The sequence below is a fragment of the Streptomyces sp. DSM 116793 genome, from assembly GCF_057320905.1.
Window position 1 is genome coordinate 4,057,818 of sequence record NZ_CM170494.1, and the last position, 22,167, is coordinate 4,079,984.

General features: G+C 74.8%; 19 protein-coding genes. 8 read left to right on the forward strand and 11 right to left on the reverse strand.

All coding sequences use genetic code 11. The features are described 5' to 3' along the window. Positions 1 to 798: a GntR family transcriptional regulator gene (locus tag ACSMXW_RS15625; RefSeq protein ID WP_485807035.1), complete on the forward strand. Its 798-nt coding sequence runs from the start codon at positions 1 to 3 to the stop codon at positions 796 to 798. A 177-nt stretch (positions 799 to 975) separates the two neighbouring features. Here ACSMXW_RS15625 and ACSMXW_RS15630 read toward each other — a convergent pair whose 3' ends face one another. The 8 genes from ACSMXW_RS15630 to ACSMXW_RS15665 all read right to left on the reverse strand — a co-directional run bounded on the left by ACSMXW_RS15630 (position 976) and on the right by ACSMXW_RS15665 (position 12,315). Then, on the reverse strand, positions 976 to 1,845 hold the full coding sequence (locus ACSMXW_RS15630; protein WP_485807037.1) for an LLM class flavin-dependent oxidoreductase: 870 nt from the start codon (positions 1,843 to 1,845) through the stop codon (positions 976 to 978). A 189-nt stretch (positions 1,846 to 2,034) separates the two neighbouring features. Then, complete coding sequence (locus ACSMXW_RS15635; protein ID WP_485808064.1) at positions 2,035 to 3,732, reverse strand: APC family permease; 1,698 nt, start codon at positions 3,730 to 3,732, stop codon at positions 2,035 to 2,037. A gap of 446 nt (positions 3,733 to 4,178) precedes the next feature. Beyond that, positions 4,179 to 4,919 carry an SDR family oxidoreductase gene (locus tag ACSMXW_RS15640; protein WP_485807039.1) on the reverse strand — a complete coding sequence of 247 codons (741 nt, stop codon included), beginning with the start codon at positions 4,917 to 4,919 and terminating at the stop codon, positions 4,179 to 4,181. 46 nt (positions 4,920 to 4,965) lie between these two features. Further along, the gene (locus ACSMXW_RS15645; protein WP_485808065.1) at positions 4,966 to 5,985 is read right to left on the reverse strand and encodes an EamA family transporter; all 1,020 of its coding nucleotides are present in this window, start codon (positions 5,983 to 5,985) and stop codon (positions 4,966 to 4,968) included. 317 nt (positions 5,986 to 6,302) lie between these two features. Continuing rightward, a complete protein-coding gene (locus ACSMXW_RS15650) occupies positions 6,303 to 9,518 on the reverse strand; it encodes an FAD-binding and (Fe-S)-binding domain-containing protein (protein ID WP_485807041.1) in 3,216 nt (1,071 codons plus the stop codon). Between the two features lie 215 nt (positions 9,519 to 9,733). After that, the gene (locus ACSMXW_RS15655) at positions 9,734 to 10,594 is read right to left on the reverse strand and encodes a helix-turn-helix domain-containing protein (RefSeq protein WP_485807043.1); all 861 of its coding nucleotides are present in this window, start codon (positions 10,592 to 10,594) and stop codon (positions 9,734 to 9,736) included. Between the two features lie 435 nt (positions 10,595 to 11,029). Then, positions 11,030 to 11,539, reverse strand: coding sequence for a hypothetical protein (locus tag ACSMXW_RS15660; protein WP_485807045.1), 510 nt, complete (start codon positions 11,537 to 11,539; stop codon positions 11,030 to 11,032). Positions 11,540 to 11,610: 71 nt separating this feature from the next. Then, positions 11,611 to 12,315: an RNA polymerase sigma factor gene (locus ACSMXW_RS15665; protein WP_485807047.1), complete on the reverse strand. Its 705-nt coding sequence runs from the start codon at positions 12,313 to 12,315 to the stop codon at positions 11,611 to 11,613. Between the two features lie 83 nt (positions 12,316 to 12,398). On the opposite strand from ACSMXW_RS15665, the gene ACSMXW_RS15670 reads away from it, so the two are divergent. Beyond that, positions 12,399 to 12,689, forward strand: a complete 291-nt coding sequence (locus tag ACSMXW_RS15670) for a hypothetical protein (RefSeq protein WP_485807049.1) — start codon at positions 12,399 to 12,401, stop codon at positions 12,687 to 12,689. Positions 12,690 to 12,979: 290 nt separating this feature from the next. Here ACSMXW_RS15670 and ACSMXW_RS15675 read toward each other — a convergent pair whose 3' ends face one another. Further along, complete coding sequence (locus ACSMXW_RS15675) at positions 12,980 to 13,693, reverse strand: SDR family oxidoreductase (RefSeq protein ID WP_485807051.1); 714 nt, start codon at positions 13,691 to 13,693, stop codon at positions 12,980 to 12,982. A gap of 296 nt (positions 13,694 to 13,989) precedes the next feature. On the opposite strand from ACSMXW_RS15675, the gene ACSMXW_RS15680 reads away from it, so the two are divergent. The 3 genes from ACSMXW_RS15680 to ACSMXW_RS15690 all read left to right on the forward strand — a co-directional run bounded on the left by ACSMXW_RS15680 (position 13,990) and on the right by ACSMXW_RS15690 (position 16,754). Beyond that, the gene (locus ACSMXW_RS15680; protein ID WP_485807053.1) at positions 13,990 to 14,871 is read left to right on the forward strand and encodes a LysR family transcriptional regulator; all 882 of its coding nucleotides are present in this window, start codon (positions 13,990 to 13,992) and stop codon (positions 14,869 to 14,871) included. Positions 14,872 to 15,066: 195 nt separating this feature from the next. Further along, positions 15,067 to 16,185, forward strand: coding sequence for a phosphoserine transaminase (gene serC, locus ACSMXW_RS15685; RefSeq protein WP_485807055.1), 1,119 nt, complete (start codon positions 15,067 to 15,069; stop codon positions 16,183 to 16,185). 119 nt (positions 16,186 to 16,304) lie between these two features. Continuing rightward, on the forward strand, positions 16,305 to 16,754 hold the full coding sequence (locus ACSMXW_RS15690) for a PPOX class F420-dependent oxidoreductase (RefSeq protein ID WP_485807057.1): 450 nt from the start codon (positions 16,305 to 16,307) through the stop codon (positions 16,752 to 16,754). Positions 16,755 to 16,941: 187 nt separating this feature from the next. Here the strand turns inward: ACSMXW_RS15690 and ACSMXW_RS15695 are convergent, their stop codons facing one another. Beyond that, positions 16,942 to 17,931 (reverse strand): WD40 repeat domain-containing protein, encoded by a 990-nt coding sequence (locus ACSMXW_RS15695; protein ID WP_485807059.1) that lies wholly within the window; start codon positions 17,929 to 17,931, stop codon positions 16,942 to 16,944. A 116-nt stretch (positions 17,932 to 18,047) separates the two neighbouring features. On the opposite strand from ACSMXW_RS15695, the gene ACSMXW_RS15700 reads away from it, so the two are divergent. Next, positions 18,048 to 18,737 carry an SGNH/GDSL hydrolase family protein gene (locus tag ACSMXW_RS15700; RefSeq protein WP_485807061.1) on the forward strand — a complete coding sequence of 230 codons (690 nt, stop codon included), beginning with the start codon at positions 18,048 to 18,050 and terminating at the stop codon, positions 18,735 to 18,737. A 409-nt stretch (positions 18,738 to 19,146) separates the two neighbouring features. On the opposite strand, the gene ACSMXW_RS15705 is transcribed toward ACSMXW_RS15700, so the two are convergent. Continuing rightward, positions 19,147 to 20,130: an aldo/keto reductase gene (locus ACSMXW_RS15705; RefSeq protein ID WP_485807063.1), complete on the reverse strand. Its 984-nt coding sequence runs from the start codon at positions 20,128 to 20,130 to the stop codon at positions 19,147 to 19,149. Between the two features lie 149 nt (positions 20,131 to 20,279). Here ACSMXW_RS15705 and ACSMXW_RS15710 point away from each other — a divergent pair, with 149 nt between their 5' ends. Then, complete coding sequence (locus ACSMXW_RS15710) at positions 20,280 to 20,897, forward strand: Uma2 family endonuclease (RefSeq protein ID WP_485807065.1); 618 nt, start codon at positions 20,280 to 20,282, stop codon at positions 20,895 to 20,897. Positions 20,898 to 21,025: 128 nt separating this feature from the next. Further along, entirely contained in the window at positions 21,026 to 22,015 is a 990-nt protein-coding gene (locus ACSMXW_RS15715; RefSeq protein WP_485807067.1) for an aldo/keto reductase, read from the forward strand. Positions 22,016 to 22,167: the final 152 nt, after the last annotated feature.

Genomic DNA, 22,167 nt, shown 5'->3' on the forward strand with positions numbered 1-22,167 from the left:
ATGTCCCACCACGGCCCCACCCCGTCCGAAGACGCGCCCGACCGCCGCTCGCTGCACGCCCGCATCGCCGCGGACCTCCGCGACGAGATCATGACCGGTGACCTGCCGCCGGGCGCCAAGCTGCCCTCCACCGCACAGCTCAAGGCACGCTTCGACGCCTCCAACGCCACCGTGCAGAAGGCCCTCCAGCTCCTCAAGGACGAACAGCTCGTGGTGGGCCGCGCCGGCGCGGCCGTCACGGTGCGGGCGCACCGGCAGCGGACGCTGCGCCCGGCTTCCTCGCTCGCGCCCTCCGCGCCAGGCGCGCCGTACCGGTGGCTCGCCGAGGCCGGCGAGCGAGGCAGGCAGGCGCACCTCACGCTGCTGGACGTCAGCGAGGAGAGGCCCCCGGCGGACGTCGCAGCCGCGCTGGGACTCGCCGCCGGCGGACCGGAGCCCCCGAGAGCCCTGTTGCGGTTCCAGCTCATCTCCGTCGGCGACGAGCCGCTGGAACTGGTCAGGTCCTACTACCCGCTGGACATCGCCCACGGCACGGCCCTGACCGTCAAACGGAGGATCAAGGGCGGCACCCCGACCCTCCTCACCACTCTCGGCCACCCGCCGCGCCGCAGCGTCGACCGCGTCTCGGCCCGCGTTCCCACCCAGGAGCAGTACCGCATGCTCCGGCTCCCCGGGGACCTTCCCGTCCTACGGACCCTCCGCACCGTCCACAGCGACGACGACCGGCCCGTGGAGGCCACGGTGATGGTGAAGGCAGGACACCTTTACGAGCTGGAATACGAGTTCGTGCCCGAGTGAGGGGCTGCCTCCGGTACAGCGGGGCCGGGGAGCCGGTGGCCGAGGTGGCGGCGCCGCGTCCGGGCAGGAGAGCGGCGCCGCGCCCGGCGGGGAGGCGAGCCGGACGCGGTTCACTCGGCGGCCTGGTGCACGTCGCGGACGACTTCGACGCCCTGCCCGACGATGTCCGGGCCGCCCTCACAGCACCAGGTCCGCCAGCCGGTCCACCTCCTCCAGGCGGGCCACCGTCGGGGTGAACGTGAGGTCCGTCATGCCGACGGAGGCGAACTCGTCGATGATGGCGCGGATGCGGGCCGGGGTGCGGACGACGCCGTCGGCGATGGTGTTCGCGTGGTCGCCCGCGTAGGCGTAGTAGCTGCGGATGTAGCGGTCGGACTCGGCCTCGTGGCGGAGGTCGGTGGCGAAGTAGGCGAGGCCGAGGAGGCGGGGCTCGCCCTCGCGGCCCGCGACCGCCCAGGCGTCCCGGATCTCGCGGATCGTGGGCTCGGCGCGGCGCGGGCCGCCGCCCGCGCCGGTCCAGCCGGCGCCCCAGCGCACGGTGCGGCGCACGGCACGCTTGCTGTGGCCGCCGATCAGGATCGGGATCGGGTTGCCGGCGGGGGCGACGGCACGCTGCTCGCCGGGGAAGTCGCCGTCCTCGACGTGCTCGCCGCGCCAGGCCCGGTGCAGATACTCCAACTGCCGGTCGAAGGCGGCGCCGCGGCCGGCGAAGTCGCGTTCGGAGGCGCGGTAGTCCGACTCCCGCGCGCCCACGCCAAGACCGAGGGTGAGCCGGTCGCCGGTGAGCTGGGCCACGGTGGCCGTGATCTTCGCCAGCACCGCGGGCGGGTACGTCGGCGCCAGGACCGCGTTGGTGAGCAGCCCGATGCGCGAGGTGGCGCCGCCGACCGCGGCCAGTGCGGTGAGCGAGTCGAACGACGGGTACGGCACCCGTCCGATGGTGGAGAGGAACGCGAACCCGCGCTCCTCGGCGCGGCGCGCCCAGTCCAGCATCAAGGGGCCGTTGGTGCCGGTGGTGGTGTTGGGGAGGGCGATCCCGATGCGCATGGTGCTTCCTGTTCCTCTCGTCGTCCGTACCCCCCGTAACCCCCGTACCCCCGGTCCCCCCCGTAACCCCACGTAACCCCGTACCCCCCGTACCCCGCGTCCCTGTCCCCTGTCCGGGCTCCCGTCCCCTGTCCCCGTCCCCCTGTTCGCCGCGCGGGCGTCCCCCCTGTTCGCCGCGCGGGCGTCCCCTCACGTCTGCGCGTCCACCAGTCCGGGCGGGGGCGACGTCCTCAGGTGGCCGGCTCCGGACCGTACCGCCCAGGCGAACACGCCGAGCGCCACCATGCCGACCGCGATGCTGTCCCAGGGCGCGGGCAGGTGCCCGGAGCCGCCGAACGTGCCCAGCCAGGACAGCAGTGTGAGCACGGCCAGGTGCACCACCAGCCAGGCGCCGCGGCGCAGCTCGTCCAGGGCCGGCAGGGCCGGTGCCCCGGCCGGCTCCCGGCTCCCGGCCCCGCCGGCGGACGCGCCCCCAGCGCCCTGTGCCCCCTGCGGGCCCTGCGCCTCCCGCGCCCCCTGCGCGCCCCCGCGTGCCGCGCGCCGCCGGTCGCCGTACCGCAGGCCCAGGTAGAGCGGCACGCCGATCAGCACCATGGGCAGCGCGAGCCGCAGGTCGTCCCAGCCGGACCAGTAGATGAACTCGCTGGCCACGACATAGCTGACCGGGGCTATCCAGCGCATCCCGGGCACCTGCCCCGCGGCGCGCGGCACCCCCCGGTCGCGGTCGTGGGCGCGGAACGCGGCGGCGGCGACCGCGGAGGCCGCGTAGATCAGCAGGTACATGTCGCCCATCACGCTGACGATGTCCTGCCAGCCGCCGAACGGCAGCATGAACACGACGATCACCGCGAGGTTGAGCACCAGCGCCCGGTGCGGCATGCCGTGCCGCGGGTCGATCCGCATGAACCAGCGCGGCAGCAGCCGGTTCTTGGCGAGCGCATAGGTGTGCCGGGCGTCGATCGCGACGCCCACGTACGCGGATCCGCCGGGGGACAGCACGGCGTCCGCGTACAGCAGGGTGGCCAGCCAGTGCAGGTTCAGGATGAGGGCGAGCTGGCCGAAGGGCGACTCGAAGCTCACGCCCTGCCAGCCGTGGCCGAGGAGCGAGTCGGGCACCGTGAACAGGAACGCGAGTTGCAGGCCCAGGTACATGGCCACCGCGAGGCCGATGCCGGCGAGCACGGCCGCGGGGACCGTGCGGCGCGGGTTGCGGGCCTCGCCGGAGAAGTCCAGCGGGGCCTGGAAGCCGTTCACCGAGTAGACGATGCCGCCGCTCGCCAGGGCGCTCAGGCAGGCCGCGTAGCCGTACGGGGCGAAGCCGCCGTGGTCGGTGAGGCGCCCGCCGTGCGTACCGGACAGGAACAGCGCCACCACCGTGATCACGGGGATGACGACCTTGAGCAGCGACACGAGGTTGTTCATCCGGGCGAAGACGCGGACCGCGAACCAGTTGAGCACGGTCAGCACCACGCTGAGCACGGCGGCCACGGCCAGGCCGGCGCCCGTGATGCTGCCGCCGCTGTAGAGGCCGGGCACGTAGTGCGCCGCGTACTGCATGATCGCGGCGATCTCGGCGGCGGTGCCGCCGACCGACAGCACCACCGACCAGCCGATCACCGTGCCCACCAGGCGGCCGCTCGCGTACAGCGGCCAGCGGACCGTGCCGCCGCCCTCCGGGCGGGTGGCGCCCAGCTCGACCATGACGAGCGCGACGAGGGCGCAGAGTATGCCCGCGGCTATCCAGGAGAGGAGGGCGGCGGGGCCCGCGGTCTGGGCGGCGTAGAGGGCGGCGAAGAGCCAGCCCGAGCCGACGATGTTGGAGAAGCCGATGGAGGTGAGGCCCCAGAAGCCGAGGTCCTTGCGGAGCCGGTGCTCCTGGGTGAGCACCGCTCCGGGGACGTCCTGCCCGGCCTGCGCCGGCCCTGGCGCCCCGGGCGCCTGCGGCTGTTCCGTCACGTGTGCGGCCTCCTTGACGACGGCATCGCGAACCGGCCTCCCCTGGACTCCGTCCCGAGCGGCCCCTTCTCTGGAACCCGTCTCCCCACCCGGCTCCCTCTGGACACCCTTTCGAACTGCCTCCCGCGACTGTTTCTTCCGACAGCGGCGGCCTCCTCCCGCCCCTCCGTGGCGCGGGCGCCTGGGACCGCCCCCGTGGGCGTGGGGCGGTCCCGGTGGCCCTGGTGGCCCGGACGTCCGGGACCGGGCCCTGCGGTGCGTGGCGATCCGGCGGTCTCGTCGGGGCCGGTCGCTCCCCCACGGCCCCAACGGCATGGGAGGTATCCCCAGGGGAGAGGGAGGTCGAGCCCGCGGGGCGATCACGCTGGGGGGGCGGACTACATTCCCCCGGCGATCCTCAGGACCGTACCCGTCGTGTACGAGGCGTCCGAGGACAGCAGCCACGCGATCGCCCCCGCGATCTCCCCCACCTCCCCGGGCCGCGCCAGCGGAAGACCGGCCGTCGCCGTGACCGGCCGGTCGGGCGCTCCCATCGCCGCGTGGATGTCCGTCCTGATGATCCCCGGCGCGACCGCGTTGACCCGGATCCCGTCCGGGCCCAACTCCTTGGAGAGGCCGACGGTGAGGGTGTCGACGGCGCCCTTGGACGCCGCGTAGTGCACATAGGCGCCGGGGCTGCCGAGGGTGGCCGCGGCCGAGGAGACGTTCACGATGGCGCCGCCGCCGGACGCCGCCATGTCCCGGGCGGCCCGGCGGCAGCACAGCAGGCAGCCGAGGACGTTCACGTCGAGCACCCGGCGCAGCACGTCCGTCTCCACGTCGGCGAGCCGGGTGAGCGGCCCGGTCACCCCGGCGTTGTTCACCAGCCCCGTGACCGTGCCCAGTTCGGCCACCGCGGTGTCGAAGAGCCGCTCCACGTCCGCCTCGCTCGCCGTGTCCCCGCGCACCGCGACGCACCGCGCGCCCGCCGCACGCACTCTCCGGGCGGTCTCCTCGGCGGCGGCCCCGTCGCGTACGTAGCTGAAGGCGATGTCGTGCCCCTCGGCGGCGAGCCGGACGCATGTGGCGGCGCCGATGCCGCGGCTGCCACCCGTGACGACGGTGATCGGACGTGACACGTGGGGACTCCTTCCGGCCTGGCGCCTACCGCGCCCGGACAGTTGCTCAAGCCTCGCTCATGCCCCGCGCCGCCCCGCGCCGGGGTGGCCCGCCCCGGGGCGGCCTGCGGCGCGGCGGCCGCAGCCGCCCGGTGCGCGTGCGCACGGCGCCCATGCTGGCCACGATCACCATGGCGACGGCGAGGGCGTCGGTGGCCGACAGCGCCTGGTGCAGGACGAGGAAGCCGGCCAGCGCGGCGACGGCCGGCTCCAGGCTCGTCAGCACCGCGACGGTGGCGGCGGGCAGCCGGCGCAGCGCCATCAGCTCCATCGTGTACGGCAGCACGGTGGAGAGCAGCGCCACGCCCGCGCCGAGGCCGATGGTGCCGGGCACCAGGAGCCGCCGCCCGGCCGCCGCGGCACCGAACGGCAGCGAGAGCACGGCCGCCACGGCCATCGCCAGCGCCAGGCCGTCCGCCTGCGGGAACCGCTGCCCGGTACGGGCGCTGAAGAGGATGTACAGCGCCCACAGCGCGCCGGCGCCGAGCGCGCACGCCATGCCCACCGGGTCGAGCCCGCCGAACCCTCCCCCGCCGAGCAGGAACACACCCGTGAGGGCGAGGGCCGCCCAGAGGACGTTGATCAGCCGCCGGGAGGCGATCACCGACAGGGCCAGCGGGCCGAGCACCTCCAGGGTGACGGCGATGCCGAGCGGGATCCGCGCGGCCGCCTGGTAGAAGACGTTGTTCATCGCGCCGGTGATCACACCGAAGACGACGACCGTGCCCCAGTCGGCACGCGTGTACCCGCGCAGCCGGGGGCGGCAGACGGCGAGCAGCACCACCGCGGCGACGACCAGCCGCAGCGCGACCACCCCGGCAGGCCCTGTGCGCGGCATCACCCACACGGCGAGCGCCCCGCCGAACTGCACGGAGACCGCCGCGCTCACCACCATCGTCACGGACGGCAGGGTGGACCGCAGCCGCTCGCGGCCCGCGACGCCCCCGCCGCCCGGCGGCACGCCGTCCCGCGGGCCCCCGCCACCGGGCGGCACGCCGTCCGCACGCACCCCGCCGCCCGCGCCCATGGCCTCCGTGCCGGACCCCGCCCCGCCCGCTCTGCCGTCCGTCATCGCTGTCCCGTCCCGTCGACTGGACGTCCACGGTACGGAACCCGGGCGTCCGGACCCGCCCCGGCAGGCGCGGGAACCCCCCGGGATCCCCGTGCGGAAGGCCACGGGAACGGCGCGGAGAAGGCCACGGGAACGGCGCGGGGAGACCGTGGGCAACCGCCACCACCCCCACGGCCGGCGACCGGCCCGCCGACCGGAAGGCCCGCGCCCCGGAAGGCCCGCGCCCCGGAAGGCCCGCGCCCCGGAGGGACCCGGGGTCGCCCACGGCCCCGTCAACCGCTCCCGGGCACCTCCCCGTCGCCCCGCACCGCCAGCCCCTCGGCGAGCACCTCCGCGAGGTGGCGGGCGCGGACGCCGGAAAGCTGCTGGAGCTGGGTGCGGCAGGAGAAGCCGTCGGCGAGGACCGCGGCGCCGGACGGGGCCTGCCGCAGGGAGGGCAGCAGTTGTTCCTCGGCGCAGGCCACGGAGACGTCGTAATGCCCGCGTTCGAAGCCGAAGTTGCCCGCGAGGCCGCAGCAGCCGCCGCTGAGGGTGCCGGTCAGGCCCGCCCGCTCGCGCAGCCGCCGCTCCGCGGCGTCGCCGAGCACCGCGTGCTGGTGACAGTGGGTCTGGCCGACGGCCGCCCGGTCCAGGCGCGGCGGGCGCCAGTCGGGGGCCTGTTCCTCCAGCGCCTGGGCGAAGGTCCGCACCGAGTCGGCGAGCCGACGCGCGCGCGGGTCGTCGGCCAGCAGCTCCGGCAGGTCGGACCTGAGGGCGCCCGCGCAGCTCGGCTCCAGGACCACCACGGGGCGGTCGAGGCCGGCCGGCTCCAGCAGGTCCAGGGTGCGGCGCAGGACGGCACGGGCGCGGTCCAACTGGCCCGTCGAGATGTACGTCAGGCCGCAGCAGACGCCCCGGGGCGGCACCGCGACCCGGCGCCCCGCGTCGTGCAGCACCCGGACGGCCGCCTTGCCGACCTCAGGGGAGAGGTGGTCCGTGAACGTGTCGGGCCACAGCACGGTGACGCCGTCGCCGAGCGGCCCCTCCTCGCCGGGGGCCCGGGCGCCGTCCCGCGGCCGGTCACCGCCGCCCGGCCGGTCACCGCCCCGCGGCCGGCCGCCGTCCGAGCGCCCACCGCCACCCCTCGGCCCGCCGCCCGCGGACGTGCCGTCGCCCGCGCCCGTCCCCGTGCCCCCCGTCCCCACGCCGCCCAGGCCGCCCACGCCGCCCAGACCGCCCACGCCGCCCAGACCGCCCAGGCCGGCCGTCCCGGGCTGCCGGGCGAACCACTGCCGGAACGTCTCGTGGGGCAGCCGCGGGATCTCCCGCTCGGGCGCGAGGCCGCCGAGCCGCTTGGCGAGGGCGGCGAGCGGGGGGACGCGCACGGCGGCGTTCGCGGGGCCCGCGAGCCGCAGCGCGGCGGCGGCGCGCAGCCAGCGCGGCAGCCACCCCAGCGCATAGTGCGCGGCGGGCCGGCGCCTGCCCTGGTAGTGGTGGTGCAGGAACTCCGCCTTGTACGTGGCCATGTCCACGCCCACCGGGCAGTCGCTGCGGCAGCCCTTGCAGGACAGGCACAGGTCGAGCGCCTCCATGACCTCCGAGGAGCGCCACCCGTCGGTGATGACGACGTCCACGGGCCCCACGGCGCCCCCGCCGCCGGGCGCCCCGGCGCCCGGCCCGCGCGCGGCCGCACCGCCGCCGCCGACGCCACCCGCAAGCATCTCGTGGAGCAGCCGGGCACGCCCGCGCGTGGAGTGCTTCTCGTCACCGGTGACCCGGAACGAGGGGCACATGACGGCGGTGTCACCCGGCGAGACCGCCGTCTCACGGCACTTGGCCACGCCCACACACCGCCGTACCGCGGCCGAGAAGTCGCCGCCGTCGTGCGGGTAGCCGAACGCCACCGGGACCGGCTCGCGCGGCAGCGGCGCGAACCGGAGGTTCTCGTCCATCCGGGCGGGGCGGACCAGCATGCCGGGGTTGAGCCCGTCGTCCGGGTCCCAGACCGCCTTCGTCCGTTCGAAGAGCCGCACCAGCTCGGGCCCGTACATCCTCGGCAGCAGCTCGGCGCGGGCCTGGCCGTCGCCGTGCTCCCCGGACAGCGAGCCGCCGTGCTCCACGACGAGATGCGCCAGCGCCTCGGAGAACCGCCTGAAGCGCCGGATGCCGTCCGCACCGATCAGGTCGAAGTCGATGCGGACGTGGATGCAGCCGTCGCCGAAGTGCCCGTACGGTGTGCCGCGCAGGCCGTGCTCGGTGAGCAGCGCGCGGAAGTCGCGCAGGTAGCCGCCGAGCCGGGCGGGCGGCACCGCGCAGTCCTCCCAGCCGGGCCAGGCCTCGCTGCCGTCAAGCATCCGGGTGGCGGTGCCGGAGGCGTCCTCGCGGACCCGCCACAGGGTGCGCTGCCCGGCCGGGTCGGCCACGACCAGCGCGTCCAGCACGTCGGCGGCGTGCACGATCGCGTCGGCACGCGCGCGTGCCTCCTGCTCCGTGTCGCCGCCGGTCTCCACGAACAGCCAGGCCCCGCCCTTCGGCAGCCCCGCCGTGCCCGGCGGCACCAGGTCCGCCGCCATGCCCTCCACGGTCAGCGGCCCGAACGGCAGCAGCCCGGCCGCGGCGTCCGCGGCGGCGCCCTCGTCGGAGTAGCCGAGCACGGCGAGGGCACGCGCGCGTGGTGCCTCGACAAGGCCGACGACCGCCTCGGTGAGCACGCCCAGGGTGCCCTCGCTGCCGCAGAAGAACCGGGCGACGTCCGCGCCCTGCTCCGGCAGCAGCGCGTCCAGGGCGTAGCCGGAGATCCGGCGGGGCAGCTCGGGGAAACCGGTGCGCAGCAGCGCGAGATCGCCGTCCACCAGCGCCCGCAGCCCGTCCGGCGCGCCCGCCCAGTGCGGGCCGGGGCGCAGCCGCTCGCCGCGGTGGGTGAGGACCGACAGCTCCCGGACATTGGCGGCGGTGGTGCCCCACGCCACCGAGTGCGAGCCGCAGGAGTTGTTGGCGATCATGCCGCCGAGCGTGCAGCGGCCGTGCGTGGACGGGTCGGGCCCGAACCGCAGCCGGTGCGGTGCCGCCGCCTCCTGGAGCCGGTCGAGGACGACACCGGGCTGGACGACGGCGGTCCGCGCCGCGGGGTCCAGGGCGAGGATGCGGTTCATGTGGCGGGTGAAGTCCAGGACGACACCGGTGCCGGTGGCCTGGCCCGCGATGGACGTCCCGCCGCCCCGCGCGACGACCGGCACGCCGTGGCTCCGGCACACGGCGAGCGCGGCGGCCACGTCGTCGGCGTCCCGCGGCGTGACGACGCCCACGGGCACCCGCCGGTAGTTCGAGGCGTCCATGGTGGTGAGGGCCCGGGCGGTGGTGGAGAAGTCCACGTCGCCCGCGCCGCCCGAGACGGCGGCGGCCAGCTCGCGGCGGAGCGCGGTGAGCCGGTCGGGGTCGGCCGGGTCCGGGTGGGATCGGGGGTGATGTCCGGGGTGGGGGTGGCGGGCCGCATCGTCGAGATCCGTCATGCCTCCAGCATGCATCCGGAACCCCGGGCGAACCGTGTGGCCGAGGTGGGCGTGCTGTGCACGGGTGCCGTCTTCGGTACGGGGCCCGTGCGGACTCGTTCGGTCCGTGCGGACCCGTTCAGCCGCGTGCGGACCCGGTGCGGCCGCGTGCGGACCCGGTGCGGCCGCGTGCGAACCCCCGGTGCGGCCCCGGCAGTCCGCAGCAGTGACCGGTCTCAGACCCGGTCGCGGTACCGCCGCAGGATCTCCCGGGTGCGCTGGGCGGACTCCGCGTGGGCCACCATGCGGTCCATCGCCTCCATGTGCTCCGCGACCTCGTCCGGCTGGTCGAGGTAGAGCGCACCGGTCAGGTACTCGATGTAGACCATGTCGGGGAGTTCCGGCGCGGCGAACCGGAAGAGCACGAACGGGCTGTACGTGCCCGGGTGGTGGCCGGCGGAGAGCTCCGCCATCTGGAGGGTGACGTTCGGCAGCTCGGTCGCCTGGAGCAGCCGGTCGATCTGCGCCCGCATCACCGCGGACGAGCCGACGGGACGCAGCAGCACCGTCTCGTCGACCACGGCCCAGAACCGGGGCGCGTCCGGACGCCTCAGCAGCGCCTGGCGTTCGAGACGGAGAGCGACGTGACGTTCGACACGTCCGGGCTCCCGGCGGCCGACCGAGCCGCTGGTGAGGACCTCGCGCGCGTAGTCCTCCGTCTGGAGCAGGCCGGGCACGAAGTGCGGCTCGTACGAACGGATGACGCGGGCCGACTCCTCCAGGCTGACGTAGCCGCTGAACCAGTCCGGCAGTATGTCGTGGAACCGCTGCCACCAGCCCGGTTCGTTGGCCTCGTCGGCCAGCCGGAGGAAGACCGCCACGTCGCTCTCCGAGACGCCGTACGCGGGCAGGAGTAACTGGATGTAGGGGATCTTGAGGGCGACCTCCGCGGTCTCCATGCGCCGGATGGTGCTGGGCGTGACGTGCAGCAGGGCGGCGGCCTGCTCCCTGCTGACGCCGGCCTTCTCGCGCAGCGCGCGGAGCTGCCTGCTCAGCACTAGCTGACCGATCGTCGGAGCCGACCGCGGCTCGCTCACGCCCCCACCTCCGAGCCTGATGACCCGCGGCAGTCTGCCACAGGGGCTCTTCTGCGGCGCCGGTTCGGAGGTGTTGACTCCGTGGAGAGCACGGAGGGTGAGCGATGGCGCGGAGCGCACCGCGGCCCCCTTCCGGCCCGCGGCCCGGTGGGTGGTGCCCGCGCCACGCGGCGGAGCGGCACGATGTCACAGCCCCGCGCCCCTGATCGGGGCGCGGCCCCGCGTATCGGGGGCGCGCGGAACTGCGCGGCAACCACGACGAGACAGCCAGGCAACCACCAACCCGAGAGAACAGGGCAGGGGCGCAGCCCCGCCCCGCAAGGGGCGCGGGGAACTGCGCGCGCAACCACAACAAGACAGCCAGGGAACCACCGCCCCGAAGGGGCAAGGCATGGCACCACCCACCCGAAGCAGCCGAACGCGCCGAGCGGCGGGTCAGCGGGGCAGGGGCCCCGCGCCGGCCGGGGAACCGGAGCCGGCGCTCGGCGGGGCCGCGGGCCCTGACCCCGCCGCCGGCGCGGAGCCCGGGCCAGACCCGTGCGGGGCAGGCCGCGCCGGCGAAGGGCCGTGCGTGGTGGGCGGTCGCGGCACGGGGGAAGAGGTGTGCGGTCGGGAGGGGTGCGCGGGCCCGACGGGTTCGTGCCGCGGCGCCCCGCCCCGCACCAGCAGACCGGCGACCACCAGCACACACACCACCGCGGCGGCCAGCCCCAGCGCCGCCAGTCCCCCGCCGCCGGGACCGCGCACCACCGCGAACCGGCCGCGCCCCGCGGCGGCGGACGGCGGCACCGCCCGCCGCAGGTCCGCATGGCCGACGGCGCCGGCCCGCGCCTCCAGCGCGTCCCGCAGCCGCCGCTCGATCAGCGCACCGCCGGCGCCCGGACGCGTCCCTCGCCGCCCCACCGCCCAGCGCGGCGCCCACAGCCGCTTGGGCCACCCCTTCACCGGAACCCTCCCCTCGGCGTATCCCTGAGGACCCGCGCCCCGCGGCACCCCGCCTGAGTCCGCACCAGTCCTCACTCCTCCCGCAGCCGTCTCTCCAGCGCGTCCAGTGCCCTGCTCGCCGTGGACTTGACCGCCCCGCGGGACAGCCCGAGCGTCTCGGCGATCTCCGCCTCCGTGAGGTGCGACCAGTACCGCAGCACCAGCACCTCCCGCTGCCTCCGGGTGAGCCGCCCGAGCGCGGCGAGCACCTGCCGGTGCTCCTCGTGGAGCAGCGCGTACTCCTCGGCGGGCGGCGCGTGCCCCTCTCGCTCCGGGGTGTGGGCGCGGACGGTCCTGCGCCGCCGCAGCACGGAACGCGCCCGGTTCACCACGCTGGTACGGAGGTACGCCTCCGGGTCCTCCACGCCCGCCAGCAGCTCGCCGTGCCGCCGGAACAGCGCGGCGAACGCGTCCTGGACGACGTCCTCCGCCGTCGGCAGGTCGTCCACCAGCAGCAGGGCCAGCCGGACGAGGTCCAGGCGGCGGTGGTGGTACAGCTCGTCGATGCGCGGCCGCACCCCGCCGCCGTCCGCCCCGACGGCGGGGCCCGCGGGCCCGGGTGAGGGCGCCGCGGGCCCGGGTGAGGGCGCCGGGCGCCCCCGGCTCCGCTCGATGCTCCGCAGCAGCGCGCGCCACCACCGCGGCGCGGGGCCCGGCGCGATCGCCCGCACCGGGCTCCACACCGGATCCCGCACCGCATCCCGCACCGGAACGACCGGGAACGTCGCTGTCCTCATGCATCTCCTGGACGTGGGGGTGGGTACGGGACGGCAGCACCTCACCGGCGCGGCGGCGTCACCTCGCGGGGGCGGGGGCGGGCGTGGACGGCGCGGGCTTCGCGGGCGCAGGCTTCGCGGGTGCGGACGCAGGCTTCGCGGGCGCGGGCTTCGCGGACGCAGGCTTCGCGGGCGCGGGCGCGGGCTTCGCGGGCGTGGACGGCGCAGGCTTCGCAGGCGCGGGCTTCGCCGGGGCCGGTGCCGGGGCGGGGCTCGGTCCCGAGGTGTTCGCGTGGGCGGCGACGGCGCCTCCGAGACCCAGCGCGGCGACGGCCACGGACGTTCCCAGGACCCTGCGCATCCGGCTCCGCAGGGTGCTGCGGGTGGCGGTGTGACGTGCGGACATTCCGTTCCTCGAATCAGCTCGACGTTGGCGTGGGCGGGCGCACGGCACGGGTGGCGTCCCGTACCGCGGGCCCCGTTGCGAAGGCGCCTCCACCCCGACAGACGCGCACCCCTCGCCGAGGTTGCAGCCACTCACCGACTTTCTCCGCCCCCGCCCCCGGCCCCGGCCCCGGCCCCGGGCCGGGGGGTGGGCGGGGGCGGCGGAGAGAGACCCATTCGGCCGGTGAAGACCCGCGGGCACCGCCCTGCCCGGTCGCTCCCCCACTTCCTCCGTGGTGTGTCAGGCGGCGGCGAGGCTGCCGCCGCCGTCGATGCGGAGTATCTGGCCCGTGACGAAGCCCGCGTCGTCCGAGAGCAGGAAGCACACGCCGGCGGCGATTTCGTCGGGCCGGCCGAACCGCTTCGCGGGGATGCCGCCGAGGTAACGGGCCTCGCCGGCGGAGCCGACCGGGGTCCTGGCACGGAAGAGCTCCGTCTCGGTCGGGCCCGGCGCCACCGCGTTCACGGTGATCCCGGTCGTGCCCAGCTCACCGGCCCAGATGCGGGTGCAGGCGTCCAGCGCGGCCTTGGCCGCCCCGTAGGCGGTCCGTTGCGGGGTGCCGAGGGTGACCATGCTGGAGATGTTCACGATCCGCCCCCAGCCCTGCGCCTTCATGCCCGGGAGTGCCGCCTGGGCGACCTGGACGGCGACGCGCACGTTGAGGTCGTGGATCGGTGCGAGGTCGTCGAGGTCGATGGAGCCCAGCTCGGCGAGGCGGACGAGCGCCACGTTGTTGACCACCGCGTCGACGGTGCCGGCGCTGAGGACGTCGTCGAGCGCGGCCGCGGTGGCCGCGCGGTCGGCGAGGTCGACGGCGTGGAACTCGCCCGGGAAGTCCTCGGGGCGCGTGCGCGCCAGGCCGACGGGCCGGTGCCCGGCCGCGGCGAGCCGCTCGGCCACGGCCCGCCCGATGCCCTTCGAGGCACCGGTGATGAGCACTCTCCTGCTGTCCATCGCTCACTCTCTTCCATCCGGGGCCCGGCGCGGTGCGGCCGGACGTGCGTCTCAGCGCCGCCGCGTCGCCGGATGGGCTTCTCAGCTTCCCGGGCTTCCTCAGCTTCCTCAGCTTCCTGCGAGGGGAGCGCTTGGATCCATGACTTTATTGTTTTGGATGGAGTTAGTGAAATATCATCCTGGTTATAGCGGATATGCGTTGCGGTCATGGCCGCGCGCCAGGGCTGCGCTGTACGACGAGGGACGAACGAGGGACGAACGATGGACGACGAGGGACGAGGGGCGAGAGGGCCGCGATGACCTTGCTCCAGCTCAGGGTGCTGCTGGCGGTCGCCGAGCACGGCGGGTTCACCAGCGCGGCGAGGAGGATCGGGATGTCCCAGCCGTCGGTCAGCCGGTCCGTCTCCTCGCTGGAGGCGGAGCTGGGCGTCCCGCTCCTGGTCAGGCACCGCGACGGTGTCACCCTCACCGAAGCGGGGACGCGCGCCGTCGCGCACGCCCGCGAGTCGGTCCGCCACTTCGACCTGCTGCACGCAGAGGTCGCCGCCGTCGCCGGCCGGGTCACGGGGGCGCTGCGGCTGGCCAGCGTGCCCAGCGCCACCGAGAGGCTCGTCTCGTCCCAGTTGCGCGCGTTCGCCGGGAGGCACCCCCAGGTGCAGGTGCGGCTGCTCGAAGGCAGCGATCAGGAGGTCCGCGACTGGCTGGGCCAGGGGGCGGTGGACGCCGGCGTGGTCACGCTGCCGGCCCCGGACCTGCACACGGTCCTGCTCGACACCCACGAGATGGTCGCGGTACTGCCCGCCTCCCACCGGCTCGCCGGCCGGCCGGCGGTCACCTATCAGGAGCTCGCGGGCGAGCCGTTCGTCTGCCCGACGGGGGGCTGTGCGCAGGTGTTCCTGGCCGTCGCGCACACGGTCTCCGTCGAGTTCGACATGGCCTTCGAGGCGAGGGAGATGTCCGCGGTGCTGGAGATGGTCGGGGCCGGTCTCGGGGTGAGCATCCTGCCCACCCTCGGCCTCCCCGCGGACCTCGGCGCCGTCGTCACGCGCCCGCTCGCTCCCCGGACCCCCCGCTCCCTGGCGGTCGCCGTCGCCGACCACCGGGCTTCGTCCCCGGCCGTACGGGCGTTCCTCGACCAGGTCGCCACCACGACGGCAACAGCCTCCCCCGGCCGGTGACGACCCGCGGGCGTCACCGCGGCCGGCCGCGCAGTTCCCCGCGCCCCTGCGCGGGCCGGGGCGGGCCCCCGCACCCGGGCGGGCCCCCGCACCCGGGCGCGCCCCGGCAGGGGGCCCACCCGGAGCGGGAGCCCCGTGTCTCATCGGACGGACACCCTTTCCCTCCCGTTTCCGTAAGGCGATACGCTCCGGATCGTGGCTGAGATCCGGATTCCTGCTGACATCAAGCCCGCGGACGGCCGTTTCGGCGCGGGCCCCTCCAAGGTGCGGACCGAGGCGCTGGACGCGCTGGCCGCCACCGGCGCCTCGCTGATGGGCACCTCGCACCGCCAGGCCCCGGTGAAGAACCTGGTCGGCCGGGTGCGCGAAGGCGTGAGCGCGCTCTTCTCACTGCCCGAGGGCTACGAGGTGATCCTCGGCAACGGCGGCTCCACCGCCTTCTGGGACATCGCGACCCACGGCCTGATCGACGACAAGTCGCAGCACCTCTCGTTCGGAGAGTTCTCGTCGAAGTTCGCCAAGGCGGCCAAGCTCGCGCCCTGGCTCGCGGAGCCGACGATCGTCTCCGCCGACCCCGGCACCCACCCGGAGCCCCACGCCGAGCCGGGCACCGACGTGTACGCCCTCACCCACAACGAGACCTCGACCGGCGTCGCCATGCCCATCAGGCGTGTGGCCGGCGCGGACGACGGCGCCCTCGTACTGGTGGACGCCACCTCGGGCGCGGGCGGCCTGCCCGTCGACATCGCCGAGACCGACGTCTACTACTTCGCCCCGCAGAAGTCCTTCGCCTCCGACGGCGGCCTGTGGATCGGCGTCTTCTCCCCGGCCGCACTGGAGCGCGCCGCGCGCGTCCACGGCTCGGGCCGCCACGTGCCGGAGTTCTTCTCGCTGCCGACCGCGATCGACAACTCCCGCAAGAACCAGACGTACAACACCCCCGCTCTCGCCACGCTCTTCCTGCTCGCCGAGCAGCTCGACTGGATCAACGGCCAGGGCGGCCTGGACTGGGCCGTCCGCCGCACCGCCACCTCCGCCCGGACGCTGTACGGCTGGGCCGAGGACATCAAGTACGCCAACCCCTTCGTCTCAGAACCGGCGAAGCGCTCGCAGGTCATCGGCACCATCGACTTCAGCGACGAGATCGACGCCGCCGCGGTCGCCAAGGTGCTGCGGGCCAACGGCATCGTCGACACCGAGCCCTACCGCAAGCTGGGCCGCAACCAACTGCGCGTCGCGATGTTCCCCGCGATCGACCCGGCGGACGTCGAGGCGCTGACGAAGTGCGTGGACTACGTCATCGAGCAGCTCTGACGGCGCCGGCGGCCCCGGGGAGCCTCTGAGGCCGGCGGCCCGGGAAGCCGGGGCCGGCGGCGGGGCGGGGGCGCGGCACACCGGTCGCCGGCCCCACGCCCCTGTGCCTTCATGGAGGCATGACGACTCCCCCGAGCGAACCGCTCCGCCCCTTCGTCAAACAGTTCGCCGCGCTGCTCACCAGCCACCGCAGGGACGGCACGGGCGTCGGCACCCCCGTCAACGTGGTGGTCGAGGGCGACCACGCATACTTCCGCACCTTCAGCACCTCCTGGAAGGCCAGGCGGATGCGGAACGACCCCGTGGTGGAGCTCGCGCCGTCGACGGCCCGCGGCGTCCCCACCGGCCCGGCGGTCAAGGCCCGGGTCCGGCTGCTGGAGCACGGCGGCGCGGAGGACCGGCACGCCGCACGGCTGCTGACCCGCAAGTACCCGCTGGTGCACGGCGTGCTCGTCCCGGCGTTCCACCGGATGCGGCGGGAGGCCACGCTCCACTACGAGCTACGGCCGCTCCCCGCCGAGCGTCGCGGCGCGCGCCCGCGGTCCGACGGCGTCGCCGGCGAGCCGTAGCACCACCGGCCGGTGGCCGGCGACGACAGAAAGGGCCCCCTTCGCAGGTGACGACCCGACGGGACCCGGCGGTCTCGTCGTGGCCGGTCGCTCCCCCGGGCCCGGACACGACAGAAACCGCCCCCGTCGGCCGGTGACGGCCGGACAACTCGCCGCGCGAGTCCTCACTTGCGCCGCAAGCGGGTCCTCACCCCCGCCGCACCACCTTCTTCGCCCTGAACACCACCGCCAGCGCGATCAGCAGCACCAGCGCGCCCTTCCCGTAGTCGGCCGTGGAGCCGTGCCCGCCCGAGCCGCCGCCCGTGGCCCCGCTGCCGCCCGCGGCGCCCGAGCCCGAGGCGCCCGGCAGCCGGCCCGGGACGACCTTGCTCCGGGCGCCCTCACTGCCGTACATCAGCGTGCCGCCGTCGGGCGTGTACGTGACGGACTCGCCCTGCCCCTGCATGGGCACGTCCAGCCGGGCGTTCCGCTTGGGCCTGCCGTCCAGCCAGTCGTAGAGGATGCCGCCGAAGTAGCCGCGCAGCGCGAGGTGCCTGCCGTCCGGGGAGAACGCCCCGTCGGTCACCCACAGGTCGATGGGGGCCACCTTCCTGAAGACGTTGGTGCCGGAGGGGGAGAGCGTGGCGGGGCCCTCGTACAGGTGCCCGCCGTCCTCGTTCTTGTCGGCGATGTAGACCCGCCCCGTCTTCGGATGCACCATCAGCGCCTCGGCGTCCCGCGGGCCGTCCTCGTACGTCACGGTGTACTGGGTGGCCCGCACGGTCTGGTCGTGCAGCTCGCGGGGCTCGGGGAGCTTGTAGATCCACACGTGGGGCCAGGTGCCGCCCAGGTTGTCGCCGATGTCGCCCACGTAGAGGGTGTTGCCGGGGCCCATGGAGATGGCCTCCACGTCGCGCGGGCGGCCGACGCCCGTCATGGTGACGGTGGCGACCGTCTTCCCGGTCCGCGAGTCGACCGCGTAGATGTACGGGCCGTCGTCGCTGTCGTTGTGCGTCCAGTAGATCCCCGGGTGGAGGCGGCTGGCGGCGAGGCCGCTCGACTCGGTGATCCGCGGGTCCTCGATCGTGAACGCCCGGGGCGCGCCGTCCGCCGCGGCGGCCCCCGGGGAGAGGGCGGCGGGGCCCGCGGACAGGGCGACAAGGAGAGCGGCCCCGGCGAGGGGCGTCAGCGCACGCATGGGGCCAAGCCTGCCATCCCCGTCGCCGGGCGTACGGGGCTCGCGGCAACGGGCGGCCCTCGGGCTCGGGCGGCCCCGGGCACCGGGCGGCGCGGACCGTCCGGGATGATGACCGGATGCTGAGGTTCATGTTCGTCGGCGACTCCATGACGATAGGGAGCGCCGGAGAGCACACCTGGCGCTACCGGATGTGGCAGCACCTGTGCGCCACCTTCGGCGGCCCCTTCGCCATCGTCGGACCGCGCGAGACGCTCTACGACAAGGCGGCCGACGCCCCCGTGTCGTCCGCGTACGCCGATCCCGCGTTCCCCGCGCGGGCCCGGCGGCACCTGGCGGGCTGGGGCGAGGGCTGGCGGCACATGGCGCCGCTGATCGGCGAGACGGTGGCCCGGGAGCGGGCCGACGTGCTGCTGGTGTCGCTGGGCCTGATCGACCTCGGCTTCTTCACCGGCGCCGCCGACACCGCGGTCAGCATGCACCGGTTCGTGGCCGAGGCACGGGCCGCCAACCCGGACGTGGCGATCGTGCTGCTGCCCGTCATCCCGAACATCCGCGCGGAGTCGGACGCGTTCTTCGCCGCGGAGGTGGAGCAGTTCAACGCGCTGCTCGCGAAGGCCGTCGCCAACCTCGACCGGCCCGCGTCACCGCTGCTCGCGGCCTCCCCGCCCGAGGAGTACGACGTCCACCGCGACACCTACGACGGCACCCACCCGAACGCCTCCGGCGAGCACAAGCTCGCGGCGGCGTTCGCGGGGGCGCTGCACGAGGCGTGGGGGCTGGGCGGGCCGTACCGGCCGCGGCGGTAGGCCGGTGCGCACCGGCCGCGGCGGGCCCGGGGCACCGGCGTCCGGTGGGCCCGGGGTACCGGCGTCCGGTGAACGGTACGGCCCGCCCGGGGTGACCGGAGCCGCGGGGTCCTGAGCCGCCGGGAAGACCCGCCCGCCCGGGTGACCGGAGCCGGGGAGATCCCCCGGCCCGCCGGGGTGACCGGAGAGCCGCCGGGAGACCGTCTCCGGCTCCGGCCCGACACCGCCCCCGCACCGGCCCGGCCCCCGAACCAGCCCTACCAGCCCCGGCCCGGCCCCCGAACCAGCCCTACCAGCCCCGGCCCGGCCCCCGAACCAGCCCTACCAGCCCCGGCCCGGCCCCCGGACCAGCCCTGAACCAGCCCCGGCCCGGCATCCGGACCGCCCCGACCGGACCCCGGAGCCCCGCTCACCAGCGGTCGTGCACCTGCGGCCTGATCCTCCGGTCGTACAGGTCCCGGATCCCGCCCATGGTCTCCGGCGACAGCGGCGGCAGGTCGGCCGCGGCGGCGTTGCCGCGGGCCTGCTCCGCGGAGCGCGCGCCGGGGATGACGGTGGTGACGCCGGGCTGCTGCACGATCCAGCGCAACGCGGTCTGCGCGGGCGTGGCGCCCTCGGGGGCGAGCGCCGAGAACTCCGCCGCGGCCTCCACGCCGGTCGCGTAGTCGACGCCGGAGAACGTCTCTCCCTGGTCGAACGCCTCACCGTGCCGGTTGTAGGTGCGGTGGTCGTCGGACGCGAAGACGGTGTCCTTGGTGTAGCGGCCGGACAGCAGGCCCGAGGCGAGCGGCACGCGCGCGATGATGGCGATCCCGGCCTCGCGGGCGGCCGGCAGCACCTTCTCCAGGGGCTTCATCCGGAACGGGTTCAGGATGATCTGCACGCTGGCCACCCCCGGCCGCCCGATGGCCGTCAGCGCCTCCTCGCAGGTCTCCACGCTCACCCCGTAGCCGGCGATGCGCTCCTCGGCGACCAGGGTGTCCAGGGCGTCGTAGACCTCGCCGGAGGAGTAGACGGGGGTCGGGGGGCAGTGCAGTTGGACGAGGTCGAGGCGGTCCACGCCGAGGTTGCGGCGGGAGCGGTCGTTCCAGGCGCGGAAGTTCTCCAGGACGTAGTTCTCGGGCAGTTGCTCCATGCGGCGGCCCATCTTGGTGGCGACCAGGACGTCCGCGTCCGGGCGCGCCTTGCGGAAGGCCGCGATGCGCTGCTCGCTGCGCCCGTCGCCGTAGACGTCCGCCGTGTCGAAGAACGTCACCCCGCTCTCGACGGCGGCGTCCAGGACGTCCAGCGCCTCCTTCTCGGCCACGTCTCCCCAGTCCGCGCCGAGCTGCCATGTGCCGAGGCCGACGACGGACACCTGCTTGCCGAGCCTGCTGATCTCACGTTGCTCCATACCCCCAGTGTGACAACCCCCGCACCCGCCCCAGCCCCCACCTGCCACATCCACCCCACCTACCCCAGCCCTGCCGCGTTACCTCGTCACCCTGCGTATCGTTGTACTGCGCGGCCGCGCGCGATCAGCGGCGGCTGGGGAGGAGCGCCATGATGAAGGTCCAGGAGACCGACAGGATCGATGTCGAAGCGACCGACGGGATCGAAATGGCCGACAGCCGCGACGAGCGCACCCTGGACATGATGTTCGAGTGGCTTGAGAGGATGCCCGTCCCCGAGGGATTCAAGACCGAGATCGTCGGGGGCAACATCTTCATGGCGCCGCAGCGCGACACGCACTGGGAAATCACCCTGGACATCATCGAGCAACTGCGGGCCAAGTACCCCCGGCGTCGGCTGAAGTCCGATGTGCGCATCGACTACCCGGACCTCCTCAACGGCTTCGCCAGCGATGTGACGGTGCTCGCCGAGGACGCCGTCAAGAACGAGGCGGGCCGCTGGCGGTACCAGGACGTCGAGTTCGTCGCCGAAGTGATCTCCCGAAGCACCGGAATGAACGACTACGGCCCCAAGAAAAACATCTACGCGACCGCCGAAGTCCCCGTCTACCTCATCGCCGACCCCTACCAGGGCACCTGCCGCGTCTACAGCGAGCCCAAGGACGGCGAGTACACCACCGAGTCGAAGATCACCTTCGGCTCCGACATCGACCTCACCCGCACCCCCGTCGGCCTCGTCCTCCACACGGCCGACTTCCCCCGGGACTGACCGTCCCCACCCCCACCGCCCCCACCGCCCCCGGGTGAACGCCCGGGGGCCGGCCCGGCCTGCGACGGGCGCCTCGGCGCCCCCGCCCCCTTGATTAGAGCGCACTCGACGTCGTTGGCTTGACGACCATGGAGTACACGCAGCTCGGACGCACAGGCTCAAAGGTCAGCCGGCTGGTGCTCGGCACCATGAACTTCGGACCGCAGACCGACGAGGCCACCAGCCACGCCATCATGGACGCGGCACTGGCCTCGGGAGTCAACTTCTTCGACACGGCCAACGTCTACGGCGGTGGCGAGCACAAGGGCCACACCGAGGAGATCATCGGCAACTGGTTCGCCCAGGGCGGCGGACGCCGCGACAAGGTCGTCCTCGCCACCAAGGTGTACGGCAACATGGCCGCCGACGGCGACGCCTGGCCCAACCACGACAAGCTCTCCGCCGTGAACATCCGCCGCGCCGTGGACGCCAGCCTCAAGCGGCTCCGGACGGACCACATAGACCTCTACCAGTTCCACCACGTCGACCGGAACACACCGTTCGAGGAGATCTGGCAGGCGATCGACGTCCTCGTGAAGCAGGGCAAGGTGCTGTACGCGGGGTCGTCCAACTTCTCCGGCTACAAGATCGCCCAGGCGAACGAGACCGCCGCCCGGCTCGGCAGCTACGGCCTGGTCAGCGAGCAGTGCCTGTACAACCTCGCCGAGCGCCGCGCCGAGATGGAGGTCATACCCGCCTCGCAGGACTACGGCCTGGGCGTCATCCCGTGGTCGCCGCTGCACGGCGGCCTGCTCGGCGGCGTGCTGAAGAAGACCGCGGAGGGCGGCCGCCGCGCCGGCGGCCGGGCCGCCGACGCGCTCGCGAACCCGGCGGTGCGCAGTCAGATCCAGGCCTACGAGGACCTGCTGGACAAGCACGGCCTGGAGCCCGGGGAGGCCGCTCTGGCCTGGCTGCTCACCCGGCCCGGCGTGACGGGACCGATCATCGGTCCGCGCACCCAGGAGCAGTTGGACTCGGCGGTGCGGGCGGTCGAGCTGACGCTGTCCGAGGAGGTCCTGGCCGGTCTCGACGAGATCTTCCCGGGCACCGGCCCGTCCCCGGAGGCGTTCGCCTGGTAGCGGGCGCGCGGGCGGCGGCGCGTCTCGTGCCGTGCCGGGCGCCCCGGACGGGGCGCGGGGGCGGGGGCACCTCCCACGTCCCTACCGTGACGAAACGGACAGATCACCGCGGACCGGACACGTCTGGTCGCCCCCAGGCGCGCCGGAGGCGT